This is a genomic window from Nonomuraea sp. NPDC049725, from assembly GCF_040674795.1.
In the GTDB taxonomy this organism is placed as follows: Bacteria; Actinomycetota; Actinomycetes; order Streptosporangiales; family Streptosporangiaceae; genus Nonomuraea; species Nonomuraea ceibae.
In genome coordinates this window covers 333452-348420 of record NZ_JBFANJ010000005.1, presented here as the reverse complement: position 1 = coordinate 348420, position 14969 = coordinate 333452, and the positions used below count along the sequence as shown (strand labels likewise).

The window sequence follows — 14969 nt, the reverse complement described above, 5'->3', positions numbered from 1 at the left end:
GGGCGGGGAGTGGTGACGACCCAAGGGCGGGACGCGCCGCTGCGCAGGCTGGGGTTCTTCCTGGTCAGGCGGCGGCGCGCGGTGCTCGGGCTGGCCCTGGCGCTGGCCGTGCTGGCCGGGGCGCTGGCGGCGGGCGCGGTGCCCCGGCTGTCGCTGGCGAGGTTCGAGGCGCCGGGATCGGAGTCGGACCGGGCGCGGGCCGAGCTGGCCGCCCGGTTCGGCACCGGCAGCCCGGACCTGATCTTCCTGGTGACCGCGAAACGCGGCACGGTCGACGACGCCGCCGTGGAGGCCGCCGGGCGCGAGCTCGCGGCCCGCGCCGCCGCGCACGACGGCGTGGCCGAGGTCGCCTCGTACTGGGGCCGGGGCAGGCCCGCCACCCTGCGCAGCGCGGACGGCAGGCACGCGCTGATCCTCGTGCGCGTCCCCGGCGACGCCGACCACGTGCGGGCGGGCGTGCTGCCCCGGCTGGTCCCGGCGATCACCGCCGAGCACGAGCTGCTGCGGGTGCGGGCCGGGGGAGGGGAGGAGGTCTTCCGCGCCACGGTGCCGCTGGCCAGGCAGGACTTCGTCCGCGCCGAGCTGGTGATCTTCCCGCTGGCGTTCGCGCTGCTCTGGCTCTACCTGCGCCGGGCGCTGGCCGCGCTGGTGCCGATCCTGGCCGGGGTGTTCGCGATGGCGATCGCGCTGGCGCTGCTGCGCGGGCCGCTGCTGTTCACCGGCATCTCGACGTTCGCGCTCAACCTGACGCTCGCCATGGGGCTCGGGCTGGGCATCGACTACTGCCTGTTCGTGATCGCGCGCTTCCGCGAGGAGGTGGCGCTGGGCCGCGACCGGGCCGAGGCGGTGGCCGGGGCGGTCGAGCACGCCGGGCGGACGGTGCTGTTCAGCGGCCTGACGGTGGCCGCGTCCCTGGCCGTGCTGTTCGCGCTGCCGTTCGACTTCCTCAGGTCGTTCGCGTACTCCGGCATCGCCGTGGTGATCGGCGGGCTGGTCGCGGCGGTGTTCGTGCTGCCGGCCGTGCTGGCCGTCGCGGGCGGCGCGATGCTGCCGCGCCGATCCCGGCCCGAGCGGCCGGGCACGTTCTGGCACGCGCTGGCGGTCCGGGTGATGCGGCGCCCGCTGCTGTACGGCGGGGTGGCCACGGCGGTGCTGCTCGTGCTGGCCGCGCCGTTCCTGGGGCTGCGCTTCGGCGTCGCCGACGACCGCATCCTGCCCCCGGACGCCGGGCCCCGCCAGGTGCAGGACGTGATCCGCCAGACCTTCCCCGCCGAGGAGACCGACGCCATCCAGGTCGTCTCCACCGGCGCGGGCGGCGACGTCACCGCCTACGCGGCCGAGCTGTCACGGCTGCCCGGCGTCGCCCAGGTCGACTCGGCCGCCGGCGTCTTCACCGAGGGGCGGCGGACCGGCGACGGCGATCCGTCCCGGTTCGAGGGGCGCGGGAGCTGGCTGTCGGTGGTGCCCTCGGCCGAGGCGCTCGCCGGCGACCCCGTCCGCCTCGCCGGGGCGGTGCGCGCGGTCGAGCCGCCGTTCGAGGTGCTGGTGGGCGGCTATCCCGCCGAGCTGGCCGACTATCGCGCCTCGGTGGTGGACCGGCTGCCGCTGCTGCTGGCGCTCATGCTCGGCGTGACGCTCGCGGTGCTGGCGCTCATGACGCGCAGCGTGATCCTGCCGGTCAAGGCCACGATCCTGAACGTGCTCAGCCTCGGCGTCATGTTCGGCGCCATCGTCTGGGTCTTCCAGGAGGGCAACCTGTCGGGGCTGCTCGGCTTCACCCCGACGGGCTCGCTCGACCCGAGCATCCCCATCCTCATGCTCTGCGTCGCCTACGGGCTGTCGATGGACTACGAGGTATTCCTGCTGTCGCGGGTCAAGGAGGAGTACGACAGGACCGGCGACACCGAGCAGGCCGTGGCCGCCGGGCTGCAGCGCGGCGCGCCGCTGATCACGGCGGCGGGCGGCATCCTGGCGCTCAGCTTCGCCGCCTACGCCACCGCGTCGGTGTCGTTCGTGCAGATGCTCGGCGTCGGCATGGCGGTGGCCGTGCTGGTGGACGCGACGGTGATCAGGGCGGTGCTGGTGCCGAGCCTGATGCGGCTGGCCGGGCCGCTCAACTGGTGGCCGCGAGGTCGAGCGACCACATCTCGTCGACCACCTCGACCCCGTTCTCCAGAGCGGGCTCCTGCGAGTCGAGCGTGAACCCGGCGGCCCGGTAGATGCGCCGCGCGCTCTCCAGGCAGGAGCGCGTCCACAGCACCATCCGCCGGCATCCCTCGGCCCGGGCGTGGCGCACGCACTCCTCGACCAGCCGCCGGCCCAGGCCGAGCCCGCGCGCGGACGGCTCGACGAGCAGCAGCCGCAGCTGCGCCGTCGTGGCGTCCTTGCGCACGCAGAACACGCAGCCCGCGGGCGCGCCGCCGGCCTCGGCGATCCACGCCGCGTCGCGCCCCGGGTCGAACTCGCCGACGACCTTCGCCACGGTCCGCTCGAAGGCCATGCCCCAGCCGTACTCCTGCGCGTAGAGCACGCCGTGCCGGTGGACGACCCAGCTCAGGTCGCCCGCGCGCGGCGCCCTGATGACCACCGGCTCGCGCTCGGGCGGCGGGCCGAGCACGTCGCGGATCGTCGCCATCGCCTCGACCAGCCGCCGCTGGCCCTCCTCGGGCAGCCGGGCCAGCAGGCGGCCGATCTCCTCCTGGGAGCGCCGGTCGAGCATGCCGTACGCCTCCGTGCCGGCCGCGCTGAGCCGGATGACCTGCTTGCGCCCGTCGGTGGCCGAGCGCTCGCGGACGATCAGCCCGTCGCTCTCGAAGCGCGTCAGGATGCGGCTGAGGTAGCCCGCGTCCAGGTCGAGCAGGGCCCGCACCTCGCCGGTCTCCAGCTTGCCCGCCTGGGCGAGCTCGAACAGCACCCTGCTCTCCGTCAGCGAATAGGGCGAGTGGTGCATGCCGGCCTGGAGGACCCCGATGGCCTGCGTGTAGAAGCGGTTGAACGCCCGTACCTCGAAAGCTCTTGACTCCGTCAGCGAATCCATTGCCTCAGTCAAGCATGAGATGATGGCGGGTGTGAAGAGGCACCTCTACGTCGGCGGCTACGGTCCCGGCATCCTGAGCACCGGCGAAGGGCTGACCCGCCTCGCCTCGCCGTCGTTCCTGGCCCCGCACCCCTCGCTCCCGGTGCTCTACGCGGCCGGCGAGCTCGCCCAGGGCTGGATCACCGCGTTCGGCACCGACGGCGGGCTCTCGCCCTGGGACGAGCGCTCCTCCGAGGGCGACAGCCCCTGCCACCTGGCGGTGCACCCGTCGGGCGAGCTGCTCGCGGTCGCCAACTACGGCGACGGCGTGGCCAGCCTGCACCGCCTCGACGGGCGCGGCGTGTTCACCGGCGACCCGATCGTGCTGCGGCACCAGGGCTCCGGCCCCGACCCCGAGCGCCAGCAGGGCCCGCACGCCCACCAGTGCGTCTTCCACGACGACGTGCTGCACGTCTCCGACCTGGGCACCGACGAGATCCGCCGCTACTCGCTCGACGGCGCGCCGCTGGAGCCGATCCGGCTGCCGCCCGGCACCGGCCCCCGCCACTTCGCCTTCGCCGGATCGCGCCTCTACGTGGCGGGCGAGCTCGACGGCACCGTCACGCTGCTGGAGGGCGGGAGCCTCACCACCGTGCCCGCCTCCGCCTCCGGGGAGACCAACTACCCGTCCCACCTGGAGCTCGCCGGCGACTTCGTGTACGTGGCCAACCGCGGCCCCAACACGATCGCCGTGCTGCGCGCCGACGACCTGAGCCCGGTCGCGGAGGTGCCCTCGGGCGGCGACTGGCCGCGCCACTTCGCCCTCGACGGCGACCGCCTCTACGTGGCCAACCAGCAGTCGGGCGGCGTCGCCGTCTTCGCGCTGACCGGCGGCGTGCCGGCGCCGACCGGCGAGGTGATCGAGGTCGAGAGCCCGTCCTGCGTGCTCCCCGCGTAGCCCTGGCCTGGCCTGCCGGTTTCGGCCCCGGGTCAGCGCACCGTGATGACGAGCTTTCCCGGCGCGTCGCCCGCGGCCAGGTCGCCCACCGCGGTTGCGGCCTCCGCCAGGGCGTACGTGCGCCCGACGGCCGGCCGCACGGCCCCGGCCTCGATGAGGTCCCGCAGCGTGTCCAGGTCGGCGGTGCGGGTCAGCGCCAGCAGCGGGTCCAGGCGCTGACGCGTGAACGGAGTGATCAGCCGGGCGGCCTGCAGCCGGCCGAGCCCGCCGAACCACCGGCCGCCGCCCTCGCCGCCGACGAGGGCGAGTCGGCCCCGCTCGGCGAGCAGCCCGCGCAGTTCGCGCAGCGGCCGGTTGCCCGCGATGTCGATGATCAGGTCGTACGTCCCGGTGAGCGGCTCGCGGGTGTAGTCGATGACGGTCCCGGCGCCCAGCGACCGGACGAGGCCGGCCTTGGCCGTGCTGCACACGCCGGTGACGTCGGCGCCGCCGGCGACCGCCAGTTGCGTCGCGAAGCTGCCCACTCCGCCACCCGCGCCGATGACCAGCACCTTCTCGCCGGGCGTGACCCGGCCGACGGCCCGTAACGCGGTCACCCCCGACACGGGCACCGCCGCCGCCTCGGTGAAGCTCAGGTTGGCGGGCTTGCGGGCGAGCTTGCCCGGGCGGGCGACGGCGAACTCCGCGTACGCGCCGGTCGCCGCGCCGTACACCTCGTCGCCGGGGCGTAAGCCGCTCACGCCGGCGCCGACGGACTCCACGACACCGGCCACGTCCATGCCCGGCACGCGGTTGCGCGGCCGGCGCAGGCCGAAGGCGACGCGGCCGACGAGTGGCAGCCCGGTCATGAGATGCCACACGCCGTAGTCGACGCCGGCCGCGTGCACCCGGATCAGCACCTCGCGGGCGCCCGGCTCCGGCGTCGGGACCTCGCCGAGGCTCAGCGTGCGCGGCGGGCCGTACTCGTCCTGGACGATCGCCTTCATGGGGGGTCTCCTTCGGTGTCGGGGTACTGGAAGACGTCGTCGAGCCCGACCCGGAACACCCGGGCGATGCGGAACGCCATTTCCAGGGAGGGGGAGTAGCGGCCCTGTTCGATCGCGATGATGGTCTGGCGGGTGACGCCGACCCGGTCGGCCAGCTCGGCCTGGGTCATCTCGCCGTGCGCGAACCGCAGGGCCCGGATCGTGTTGGTGACCTGCGTCGGCTTCACCACGTCTGGAAGCCGCCCTTGCGGTAGGCCATGATCTTGGCGATCGAGCTGAGCACCGAGGACAGCACGAACGCCAGGTAGACGGCGTTGGCGATCCAGAAGTGGCGCAGCTCGGCGACGGCCATGATCAGTGCGGCGAGCGCGCCGATGACGACGAAGGACTGCCCGATGCGCTCGCTGACCTGGTTGATCTCGCGGTCGCGCTCGTCGGTGCGGTCGGCGCCCTTGCCGCCCGCGACGGCCATCGCGATGTTGGCCGCGATCCCGGCGACGACGGCGCCGCCGATGGTCCACAGCAGGGCTCCGGCGTAGGCGACGTCGGCGAACGGGCCATCGCCGGCCCGGCTCAGGACGATCGCCACGTAGATCGCGTACGCGCCGACGGAGAGCACGATCATCACCCAGGCGCGCTTTTCCTCGAAGGCCATGCCCGCTCCTCATGTAAAACAAAGCTGACATTGGTCAATGTAAAACGCCGCGGACACGATGTCAAAGTTTATTTACACGCCAGGCCGCGCCCCGCCGGGCACGCGGGTGCGGGGCAGGTTAGCGCCGGTCGTCACACGCCAGGGCCACGGCCGCGCGCCAGCGGTCGTAGGCGGCGTCGTCGCGCGCGCCCGGCTCGAAGCGCCGCTCCAGCCGCCACGTCTCGCGCAGCTCGTCCGCCGACCCCCACACCCCCGCGCCCAGCCCCGCCAGGAACGCCGCGCCCAGGGCCGTCGTCTCCCGCACCGCCGGGCGCTCCACCGGAGTGCCGAGCTGGTCGGCCTGGAACTGCATGAGCAGGTCGTTCGCGCTGGCCCCGCCGTCGGCCTTGAGCACCGGGATGCCGTCGCCGCCCATCACGGCCGCCACGTCGCGCACCTCGAACGCGATCGCCTCCAGCGTCGCCCGCACCAGGTGCGCCCGCGTGGTGCCGCGCGTGATGCCGGTGATCAGCCCCCGCGCGTCCGGGTCCCAGTACGGTGCCCCGAGCCCCGTCAGGGCGGGCACGAACACCACGCCGCCGCTGTCGGGCACCGTGCGCGCCACCGCCTCCGACTCCGGCGCGGTGCCGATCAGGCCGAGCCCGTCGCGCAGCCACTGCACCGCCGCGCCGGTCACGAAGATCGACCCCTCCAGCGCGTACGTGCGCTCGCCCGACGGCGCCTGCCAGGCCACCGTCGTCAGCAGCCCGTCCGGCGACCTGACGATCTCCGTGCCGGTGTTGGACAGGATGAACGAGCCCGTCCCGTACGTGCACTTGACCTCGCCGGGCGTGTAGCAGGTCTGCCCGAACAGCGCCGCCTGCTGGTCGCCGGCCACCCCGCTGATCGGCAGGTCCAGGCCGAGGAACGCGGCGGGCTCGGTGCGCCCCAGCTCGCCGAAGTTGGGCACGATCGCCGGCAGCGCGGACTCCGGCACGCCGAACAACTCGCACAGCTCCGGCTCCCACCCGCCCGACTCCAGCCCGTACAGCAGCGTGCGTGAGGCGTTGGACGGGTCGGTGACGTGGCGCGCGCCCGCCGTGAGCCGGGCGATCAGGTAGGAGTCGACGGTGCCCGCCACCACCCGGCCGGACGTGACGCCCTCCCACGCGCGCGGGTCGTGCGCGGCCAGCCAGGCCAGCTTGGAGGCGGTGAAGTAGGGGTCGAGGCGCAGGCCGGTCAGCTCGGCGACGCGCGGCTCGTGGCCCCGCTCGCGCAGCCGGGCGCAGATCCCGGCGGTGCGCCGGTCCTGCCAGACGATCGCGCGGCGCGGCGCGGCCAGCGTCTCGCGGTCCCACAGCACCGCGGTCTCGCGCTGGTTGGTGATCCCGACGCAGACCGGCGTGGCGGCGGCCCCGCGCAGCGCCTCGGCGCAGGCGCTCAGCGTGGCCTGCCAGATGTCCTCGGGGTTGTGCTCGACCCAGCCTGGCTCCGGGAAGTGCTGGGCGAACTCCTCGTAGCCGCGGGACTCGGCCCGGCCGTCCTCGGACACCACGAGAGCGGTGACGCCCGTGGTGCCGGCGTCGATGGCCAACACGCTCACGAAATCGCCTTTCACTCGGTCCACACGCGTTTGGTCTAGACCAATGCCCGCCTGTATGGGCACAATGCGATTCTGGTCGTGAACCCCGTCGGGAGGAACCCGTTATGCGTATCGGAGTGCTCACCGGAGGTGGCGATTGCCCCGGTCTCAACGCTGTGATCAGGGCTGTCGTCAGGAAGGGAGTGGGCGTCTACGGTCATGAGTTCGTCGGCTTCCGCGACGGCTGGCGCGGCCCGCTCGAAGGCGACACGATGCCGCTCGACATCCAGGCCGTGCGGGGCATCCTGCCCAGGGGCGGCACCATCCTCGGCTCGTCGCGGACCAACCCGATCAAGATAGAGGGCGGCGTCGACCGGATCAAGGACAACCTGGCCGCGACCGGCGTCGACGCGCTGATCGCCATCGGCGGCGAGGACACGCTGGGCGTCGCCAAGCAGCTCTACGACCGCGGCGTCAAGGTCGTCGGCGTGCCCAAGACGATCGACAACGACCTGTCCGGCACCGACTACACCTTCGGCTTCGACACCGCCGTCAACATCGCCACCGAGGCCATCGACCGGCTGCACACCACGGCCGAGTCGCACCACCGGGCGCTGATCTGCGAGGTCATGGGCCGCCACGCCGGCTGGATAGCGCTGCACGCAGGCATGGCGGGCGGCGCCAACGTCATCCTCATCCCGGAGAAGCCCTTCGACATCGACCGGGTCTGCGAGTACGTGGAGTCCCGCTTCCGCACCCGCTACTCGCCGATCATCGTCGTCGCCGAGGGCGCCCACCCGATCGAGGGGCAGATGGCGCTGCAGGCGGGCGAGCTCGACGCGTTCGGGCACGTCCGGCTCGGCGGCATCGGCGAGGTGCTGGCCAAGGAGATCGAGAAGCGCACCGGCAAGGAGGCCCGCACGACCGTGCTCGGCCACATCCAGCGCGGCGGCACGCCGACGGCCTACGACCGGGTGCTGGCCACCAGGTTCGGCCTGCAGGCGATCGACGCGGCGCACGAGGGCGACTTCGGCATGATGGTGGCGCTGCGCGGCACCGACATCGTCCGGGTCGGGCTCGACGAGGCCACGGCCGAGCTGAAGACCGTCCCGGCCTCGCGCTACGCCGAGGCGGAGGTGTTCTTCGGCTGATTGAAAGCGGCTTGCAAGCGGGCGGCCGTACCTTCTGGAGCAGCGGGGTTACCGCTACAACCCCCTTCGAGGGTACGGCTTGCGCCGCGGAGAGTCGGCGGCCCACCACGCGTCGCAAGCCGTACCTACGCATAGTTCAACCGCGGGGCGTGCCAGAGAGATCCACCTCCGGCGCGCCCTCGTCGCCTCCCCGCAGCCGGTCGAGAAACTCCCGCTCGCTGCGCAGCTCCCGCTCCGAGGGCGACAGGACGACGGCCGGCAGCGCCGAGGCGGCGGTCAGCGGTGTGCCCCCATAAGCCGACGCAGGGAGTATGGGGGCACATCGCCGCAGAGGCAACTATCTCCGGCGGCTGCGCGGCGCGGCCTGCTGGTGGGGCACCGGCGCGGGGTAGACCGGCCGCGGCCCCGGGGCGGGGTAGACCGGCTGCGGCCCCGGGGCGGCGGCGGGGTAGCTGAGCTGCTGCTGCTCCTGCGCGGCCTTGCGGCGCAGCTCCAGGCGGGCCAGGAGCTCGGCGTCCTCGTTCAGCTCCTGCTCCGACGGCGCCAGGATGACCATGAGCAGCATGGTCAGCGTGATGAGGCTGATCACGGTCATCAGCGGCACCAGGAAGTCGAGCGCGTCGGCCCCGGAGACGGCCGCGGGCTGCGGGTGGAGCTGGACGATCATCGCGAACATGCCGGTGTAGTGCATGCCCGCCACGGCCAGGCCCATGACGAGCGCCGCGGCGGTGATCCACACGGTCCGCTTGACCCGCAGCGTGAACCACAGGGCGGTCGTGGCCGCGACCACGGCGATGACCACGGAGGCGATCACGAGGGTGCGGTCGTAGGAGACGTGCGCGGACATGTTCATCGCGTACATGCCGAGGTAGTGCATGCTCGCCACGCCGAGCCCGGTGAGCAGGCCGCCGCCGAGCAGCGCGGGGACGCGGCCCCCGCCGTAGGAGACGAGGAAGAGGCCGGTGCCGACGACGATGATCGCGACCAGGGCCGAGGCGACGGTGAGCGGCACGTCGTAGCGGATCTGGGTGCCCTCCACCTCGAAGCCCATCATGGCGATGAAGTGCATGACCCAGATCCCGGTGCCGCCGATGGAGATGGCCGCGCCGATCAGCCAGCGCATCCGCGAGGCACCTCGCGACGCGTGGGCCTGGGCGGTGAGCCGCAGTCCGAGCATCGATCCCATGCACGACATCACGTAGGCGAGGACCGGCGTGAGCGGACCGTGGGTGAAATGGTCAACAGCGGACATGTAGTGAGTTTCCTTGCATTAGGGGTCTCCGGATTGTGCCAGGAGCGCTGTCCCTTTCGCATGGATATCTCGACTATCTGTCAACTTGACAAGTCGGAAATATGAGAAGTGCTCATGGATCCCTCGGTGGCCGGTCACGGACTAAACTCGGTGGGTCGCCGCGTTGGTACGAGCGCGCGCATTCCCTGTCTTCCCCGGAGGTTCCACCATGACGATGTCCGCCCTGGGCGAGCCATGCGTTCTGCTCAAGCTGGGCGAGATCGTCCTCAAGGGCAAGAACCGCGAGCTGTTCGAACGCCGCCTGATCAGCAACATCCGCGACGCGCTCCAGGAGCTCGGGCTCAAGCTCGACGTGCGCCGCCGCCACGGCGTCATCGCGATCTTCCTGCCCGACGGCTCGTCGGCCGAGCAGGCCATGACCGTCGCCGAGCGGGTCGCCGACGTGCCCGGCCTGGTGTGGATCCACCCGGCCTGGCGCGTCGCCAAGGACCCCGACGCGGTGCTCAAGGCCGGTCTCGAGCTCGTCGGCGAGCGCGAGGAGATCGCCCGCAAGCCCGCCTTCGCGGTCCGCTCCCGCCGCCGCGACAAGCGCTTCCCGCTGCGCTCCAACGAGCTCGACCGGCTCGTCGGCGGCGCCATCAACGACGCCTACGGCCTGCCCGTCGACCTGCGCAACCCCGAGCTGACCCTGTTCATCGAGGTCGACCGCGACGAGGTGTTCGTCTTCACCGGCGGCCTGCCCGGCCAGGGCGGCCTGCCCGTCGGCAGCAGCGGCCGGGCGCTGGTGCTCATGTCGGGCGGCATCGACTCGCCGGTGGCCGCCTACCGCATGATGCGGCGCGGCCTGCACGTCGACTTCCTGCACTTCTCCGGCATCCCGTTCACCACCTCCGAGTCGATCTACAAGGCCTACGCGCTGGTCAGGAAGCTCGACCGGTTCCAGGGCAAGTCACGGCTGTGGGTGGTGCCGTTCGGCAAGGCCCAGCAGTCGATCCGCAACTCCGGCCAGGACCGGCTCGCGGTGATCGCCCAGCGGCGGCTCATGCTCAAGACCGCCGAGGAGGTCGCCCACCGCATCCGCGCCGCCGCCCTCGTCACCGGCGACGCGCTCGGCCAGGTCTCCTCCCAGACGCTGGCCAACATCACCGCCCAGGACCACGCCGTCGAGCTGCCGATCCTGCGCCCGCTCGTCGGCTGGGACAAGACCGAGATCATGGCCGAGGCCCGCCGCATTGGCACGCTGGAGATCTCCGAGCTGCCCGACGAGGACTGCTGCAGCCTGCTCGCCCCCAAGCGGGCCGAGACCCGGGCCAAGATCGAGGACCTCAAGCAGATCGAGAAGCGGCTGGACGCCGAGGAGCTCGCCGTCCAGCTCGCCGACTCGATCCAGGAATACACCCTCTAACCGGGTCAGACCGTCGCCGGGGCCGCCGCCGTCTTGCCCAGCAGCGGCGGCAGGTCCCGCATGACCTGGGCCAGCTCGCCCAGGTCGGCGTCGACGAGCGCCTGCGGCCCGTCGCACAGCGCCTGCTCGGGGTGCGGGTGCACGTCGATGATCACGCCGTCGGCTCCCACCGCCAGCGCCGCCCTGGTCAGCGGCATCACCAGGTCACGCCGGCCGCCCGAGTGCGACGGGTCCACGATCACCGGCAGGTGCGACAGCCGCTGCGCCACCGGCACCGCCGAGACGTCGAGCGTGTTGCGGGTGGCGGTCTCGAACGTCCTGATGCCCCGCTCGCACAGCACCACGTCCAGGTTGCCCCGCTGCGCGACGTACTCGGCCGCCATCAGCCACTCCTCGATCGTGGCGTTCATGCCGCGTTTGAGCATCACCGGCCGCCCCGCCGCGCCCACCGCCTGCAGCAGCGCGAAGTTCTGCGCGTTGCGGGTGCCGACCTGCAGCATGTCGGCGTAGGAGGCGACCAGCTCCACGTCGCGCGCGTCGACGACCTCGGTCACGATCGGCAGGCCGGTCTCCTCGCGCACGTCCGCCAGGATGCGCAGCCCCTTCTCGCCCAGCCCCTGGAACGCGTACGGGGACGTGCGCGGCTTGAACGCGCCGCCGCGCAGCAGCGTCGCGCCCGCCGCCTGCGCCATCCGCGCCGCCTGCAGCGTCTGCTCCGGCGTCTCCACCGCGCACGGCCCGGCGATCAGCGTCACCGTGCCCGGCCCGATCGGCACCCCGCCCACCCGCACCGTCGACCGCTCGGGGTGGTTCTCCCTGCTCACCAGCTTGTACGGGGTCGAGACGCGCATCACGTCGCGCACCCCCGCCATCCCGCGCAGGCTGCCCGCGTCGAGCTGCGTCACGTCGCCCACCAGGCCGACGATCGTCCGCGTCACGCCCTTGCTCACGAACGCCTCCACCCCGGCCGCCCGCACGACGGCGACGATCGAGGCGACGTCGTCGCCCGTGGCTTCCTGGCCCATCACGATCACCATGCTGTACTCCTCCGGAAAACGCGAAAGGCCCCGGGTCCTGGTGGACCCGGGGCCTTTCTGCTCGCCTGTCTGCTAGCGCAGCGTCAGGTGGCGAACGGTCCGACCTGTGGGTCCGTCGCCATAAAAAAACACGAACGCGGTGCGCATAGTGCGCCAATGGTAGCGCACTCGACCCGCTGACGAACCGGCGCGCGGCCGGTGGCAGGATGGTCGGGACCGCGAGTCCCGTGAGGAGAGTGATCGTGGAGGAGCCGCGCCTGCCACCGGGCCAGTACGTGCCCCGCGGCCTACCCGTGATCCACTACGGCAGGGTCCCCCCGTTCAAGCCCGCCACGTGGGACCTGCGCGTGTCCGGCGCCACCGCGTCGGGGGAGGAGCACCGCTTCGGCTGGGACGACTTCGACCGGCTGCCGCGCACCGACGTCGTGGCCGACTTCCACTGCGTCACCAAGTTCTCCGTGCCCGGCCAGCGCTGGCGCGGGGTCACCCCGGCCGACCTCATGGCCGCCGCGCCGCCCGACCCCGGCGTGCGCCACGTCATGATCTGGGCCGAGTACGGCTACAGCGCCAACCTCAGGTGGTCCGACTTCACCGCCCCCGGCACGCTGTTCGCCACCGACCTCGACGACGCCCCGCTCACCGCCGAGCACGGCGCCCCGGTGCGCATGGTCGTGCCCCACCTGTACGCGTGGAAGAGCGTCAAATGGGTGCGCGCCGTCGAATACCTCCTGGAGGACCGGCGCGGCTTCTGGGAGGAGCGCGGCTACCACAACGTCGCCGACCCGTGGCGCGAGCAGCGCTACTCCTACCAGGAAGAACCCGGCGAGGGCCCGCCGTAGGGTTTCCGCCCCCACGCGCGACGATGTTGGTTACGGTTTGCGCATGCTGACCACCGCGTGCGTGGTGCTGCCCCTCCTCGCCTTCGTCCTGGGCTACACGCTGGCCCGACGCCGTGCCAGTGAAGAGGGCCGCTCCGGGGCCGAGGCGACCTTCACCACGCTGCACACGGCCGCGCTGGCCGCCCCCGCGCTGCGGACCGGGCTGCACCGCGACTCCGCCCGCAAGGCCGTGCGCCATCTGCGCGCCCTGCTCGGCACCCACTCCGTCGCGATCACCTCGACCGACGCCGCGCTCGCCTGGGACGGCCCGTGCACCGACGAGGTGCTCAGCTACGCGCGCACCACGCTGGCCGCCGGCCGCGCGCAAGTCTTCCCCGGGGAGCCGTACGGGGCGGTCGTGGTGCCGCTGACCGCCGACGGCAAGATCATCGGGGCGCTGGCCGCGTACGACGAGGAGCTGAGCGCCGCCCTGGTCCGCACGGTCACCGAGGTGGGCCGGTGGGTGTCGGGCCAGCTGGAGCTGGCCGAGCTCGACTCCTCGCGGCGGCGCGCACTGGAGGCCGAGATGCGGGCGCTGCGGGCGCAGATCTCCCCGCACTTCGTCTACAACGCGCTCACCACGATCGCGTCGTTCGTCCGCACCGATCCGGGGCGGGCCCGCGAGCTGCTGCTGGACTTCGCCGACTTCGCCCGCTACGCGCTGCGCCGGGCCGACGACTTCACCACGCTGGCCGACGAGCTCACCTGCGTCGACCGCTACCTGCTTCTGGAACGTGCCAGGTTCGGCGACAAGCTGCGCTTCAGCCTCCAGGTGATGCCCGAGGTGCTGCCCGTCCCCGTGCCGTTCCTGTGCCTGCAGCCGCTGGTGGAGAACGCCATCAAGCACGGCATGCGGGGGCGCGGCGGCACCGGCGAGGTGCGCGTCGTGGCCCGCGACGCGGGCCCGGAGGCGCACATCACGGTCGAGGACGACGGCGTGGGCATGGACCCGGACCGGGCCAGGAAGGTCCTCGACGACGACCCGGGCCGCGAGGGCGCCGGGATCGGCCTGGCCAACGTGGACCTGCGGATGCGCCAGATCTACGGCGACGACTACGGCCTCGTGGTCGAGACCGCGCCCGGCACGGGCACGAAGGTGCGGCTGCGCGTGCCCAAGGCGCAACTCGGCGCGCCCTGATCGGGCCCGAACTGTAATCGATTCTTTACGGAACGTGGCCGAGGGGGTTGTGAGCAAGGCTTTCTTACGGCAGCTTAGAGGGCATGCTACGTGTTCTGGCCGTTGACGACGAGGTCCCCGCGCTGGAGGAGCTGGCCTACCTGCTGCGTCAGGACAGCCGGATCGAGCACGTGCGCACCGCCTGCGACGGCGTCGCGGCGCTGCAGGACATGGTGGCGATGATCGGCGGCGGCGAGCGGCTCGACGCGGTGTTCCTCGACATCCGCATGCCCGGCCTCGACGGGCTCGACCTGGCCCGGCTGGTCGGCGGGTTCCCCAGCCCGCCCAAGCTCGTCTTCGTCACCGCCCATGACGAGTGCGCCGTCCAGGCGTTCGAGCTGGAGGCCGTCGACTACCTGCTCAAGCCGGTGCGGGCCGAGCGGCTGTCGGAGGCGGTGCGCCGGCTGGAGGTCGCCTCCGCGCCGGCCCCGCCCGCCGAGCCGGGGCAGGACGACGTCATCCCCGTCGAGCTGGGCGGGCGCACCCGGTTCGTGCCGCAGCAGGCGGTGCGCTTCGCCGAGGCCAAGGGCGACTACGTGCGCCTGCACACGGTCGACGGCAGCTACCTGGTGCGCATGTCGCTGGCGGCGCTCGAGCGCCGCTGGGCCGAGGCCGGCTTCATCCGCGTGCACCGCAGCACGCTGGTGTCGGCCCGGCACGTCAGCGAGCTGCGCTTCGAGGGCGGGCGCGTGATGCTCACCGTCGGCTCCGAGACGCTCCAGGTCAGCCGCCGCCACACCCGCCAGGTGCGCGAGCAGCTCGTCCGCCAGCATCGCGGCGCCGTCACCTGACGGTCCCGCCCGCCTGCGCCCCCCGCGAGGGGGGCGTGATCGCCATGCGCGGCGTGCGCGGGCGGGCAGGCGTGAACGCGGGCGCGCGGGCATCCTGCCCCG

14 protein-coding genes are annotated in these 14969 nt (G+C 72.8%); 7 read left to right on the top strand and 7 right to left on the bottom strand.

From position 1 onward, the window contains the following. Window positions 1-12: 12 nt before the first annotated feature. Complete coding sequence (locus AB0J53_RS15840) at window positions 13-2202, top strand: MMPL family transporter (RefSeq protein WP_364172435.1); 2190 nt, start codon at window positions 13-15, stop codon at window positions 2200-2202. Here the strand turns inward: AB0J53_RS15840 and AB0J53_RS15835 are convergent. Beyond that, window positions 2114-3037, bottom strand: coding sequence for a helix-turn-helix domain-containing GNAT family N-acetyltransferase (locus AB0J53_RS15835; protein WP_364172432.1), 924 nt, complete (start codon window positions 3035-3037; stop codon window positions 2114-2116). The genes AB0J53_RS15840 and AB0J53_RS15835 overlap by 89 nt on opposite strands. Window positions 3038-3068: 31 nt before the next feature. Here AB0J53_RS15835 and AB0J53_RS15830 point away from each other — a divergent pair, with 31 nt between their 5' ends. Further along, a complete protein-coding gene (locus AB0J53_RS15830) occupies window positions 3069-3974 on the top strand; it encodes a beta-propeller fold lactonase family protein (RefSeq protein ID WP_364172430.1) in 906 nt (301 codons plus the stop codon). Window positions 3975-4006: 32 nt separating this feature from the next. Here AB0J53_RS15830 and AB0J53_RS15825 read toward each other — a convergent pair whose 3' ends face one another. From AB0J53_RS15825 to glpK, 4 genes are all read right to left on the bottom strand, one after another. Next, window positions 4007-4960, bottom strand: a complete 954-nt coding sequence (locus AB0J53_RS15825; protein ID WP_364172427.1) for an NAD(P)-dependent alcohol dehydrogenase — start codon at window positions 4958-4960, stop codon at window positions 4007-4009. Next, complete coding sequence (locus tag AB0J53_RS15820; RefSeq protein ID WP_364172424.1) at window positions 4957-5190, bottom strand: helix-turn-helix transcriptional regulator; 234 nt, start codon at window positions 5188-5190, stop codon at window positions 4957-4959. Before AB0J53_RS15820 ends, AB0J53_RS15825 begins: the two co-directional genes overlap by 4 nt. After that, window positions 5184-5615: a hypothetical protein gene (locus AB0J53_RS15815; RefSeq protein WP_364172421.1), complete on the bottom strand. Its 432-nt coding sequence runs from the start codon at window positions 5613-5615 to the stop codon at window positions 5184-5186. The genes AB0J53_RS15820 and AB0J53_RS15815 overlap by 7 nt, the downstream gene beginning before the upstream one ends. Before the next feature lie 118 nt (window positions 5616-5733). Continuing rightward, window positions 5734-7197 carry a glycerol kinase GlpK gene (gene glpK / locus AB0J53_RS15810; RefSeq protein WP_364172418.1) on the bottom strand — a complete coding sequence of 488 codons (1464 nt, stop codon included), beginning with the start codon at window positions 7195-7197 and terminating at the stop codon, window positions 5734-5736. 104 nt (window positions 7198-7301) lie between these two features. Between glpK and AB0J53_RS15805 the strand changes: the two genes are divergently transcribed. Next, window positions 7302-8327, top strand: coding sequence for a 6-phosphofructokinase (locus AB0J53_RS15805; RefSeq protein ID WP_219514207.1), 1026 nt, complete (start codon window positions 7302-7304; stop codon window positions 8325-8327). 337 nt (window positions 8328-8664) lie between these two features. On the opposite strand, the gene AB0J53_RS15800 is transcribed toward AB0J53_RS15805, so the two are convergent. After that, on the bottom strand, window positions 8665-9579 hold the full coding sequence (locus AB0J53_RS15800) for an MHYT domain-containing protein (protein WP_364172415.1): 915 nt from the start codon (window positions 9577-9579) through the stop codon (window positions 8665-8667). Window positions 9580-9787: 208 nt separating this feature from the next. Between AB0J53_RS15800 and thiI the strand changes: the two genes are divergently transcribed. Then, a complete protein-coding gene (gene thiI / locus AB0J53_RS15795) occupies window positions 9788-10984 on the top strand; it encodes a tRNA uracil 4-sulfurtransferase ThiI (RefSeq protein WP_219514211.1) in 1197 nt (398 codons plus the stop codon). A gap of 5 nt (window positions 10985-10989) precedes the next feature. On the opposite strand, the gene aroF is transcribed toward thiI, so the two are convergent. Continuing rightward, window positions 10990-12021, bottom strand: a complete 1032-nt coding sequence (gene aroF / locus AB0J53_RS15790) for a 3-deoxy-7-phosphoheptulonate synthase (protein WP_219514213.1) — start codon at window positions 12019-12021, stop codon at window positions 10990-10992. A gap of 242 nt (window positions 12022-12263) precedes the next feature. Here aroF and AB0J53_RS15785 point away from each other — a divergent pair, with 242 nt between their 5' ends. The 3 genes from AB0J53_RS15785 (at window position 12264) to AB0J53_RS15775 (ending at window position 14867) form a co-directional block, all read left to right on the top strand. Beyond that, window positions 12264-12860: a molybdopterin-dependent oxidoreductase gene (locus tag AB0J53_RS15785; protein WP_308126112.1), complete on the top strand. Its 597-nt coding sequence runs from the start codon at window positions 12264-12266 to the stop codon at window positions 12858-12860. Window positions 12861-12903: 43 nt separating this feature from the next. Further along, entirely contained in the window at window positions 12904-14037 is a 1134-nt protein-coding gene (locus AB0J53_RS15780; RefSeq protein ID WP_364172411.1) for a histidine kinase, read from the top strand. Window positions 14038-14120: 83 nt separating this feature from the next. Further along, a complete protein-coding gene (locus AB0J53_RS15775) occupies window positions 14121-14867 on the top strand; it encodes a LytTR family DNA-binding domain-containing protein (RefSeq protein WP_357586540.1) in 747 nt (248 codons plus the stop codon). Window positions 14868-14969 lie beyond the last annotated feature (102 nt).

Bases quoted from the DNA above. Each gene is read 5' to 3' on its own strand.
- aroF (WP_219514213.1), bottom strand. From the start codon at position 12,021: ATGGTGATCGTGATGGGCCAGGAAGCCACGGGCGACGACGTCGCCTCG.
- AB0J53_RS15835 (WP_364172432.1), bottom strand. From the start codon at position 3,037: ATGGATTCGCTGACGGAGTCAAGAGCTTTCGAGGTACGGGCGTTCAAC.
- AB0J53_RS15825 (WP_364172427.1), bottom strand. From the start codon at position 4,960: ATGAAGGCGATCGTCCAGGACGAGTACGGCCCGCCGCGCACGCTGAGC.
- AB0J53_RS15800 (WP_364172415.1), bottom strand. From the start codon at position 9,579: ATGTCCGCTGTTGACCATTTCACCCACGGTCCGCTCACGCCGGTCCTC.
- thiI (WP_219514211.1), top strand. From the start codon at position 9,788: ATGACGATGTCCGCCCTGGGCGAGCCATGCGTTCTGCTCAAGCTGGGC.
- AB0J53_RS15815 (WP_364172421.1), bottom strand. From the start codon at position 5,615: ATGGCCTTCGAGGAAAAGCGCGCCTGGGTGATGATCGTGCTCTCCGTC.
- AB0J53_RS15775 (WP_357586540.1), top strand. From the start codon at position 14,121: ATGCTACGTGTTCTGGCCGTTGACGACGAGGTCCCCGCGCTGGAGGAG.
- AB0J53_RS15780 (WP_364172411.1), top strand. From the start codon at position 12,904: ATGCTGACCACCGCGTGCGTGGTGCTGCCCCTCCTCGCCTTCGTCCTG.
- AB0J53_RS15805 (WP_219514207.1), top strand. From the start codon at position 7,302: ATGCGTATCGGAGTGCTCACCGGAGGTGGCGATTGCCCCGGTCTCAAC.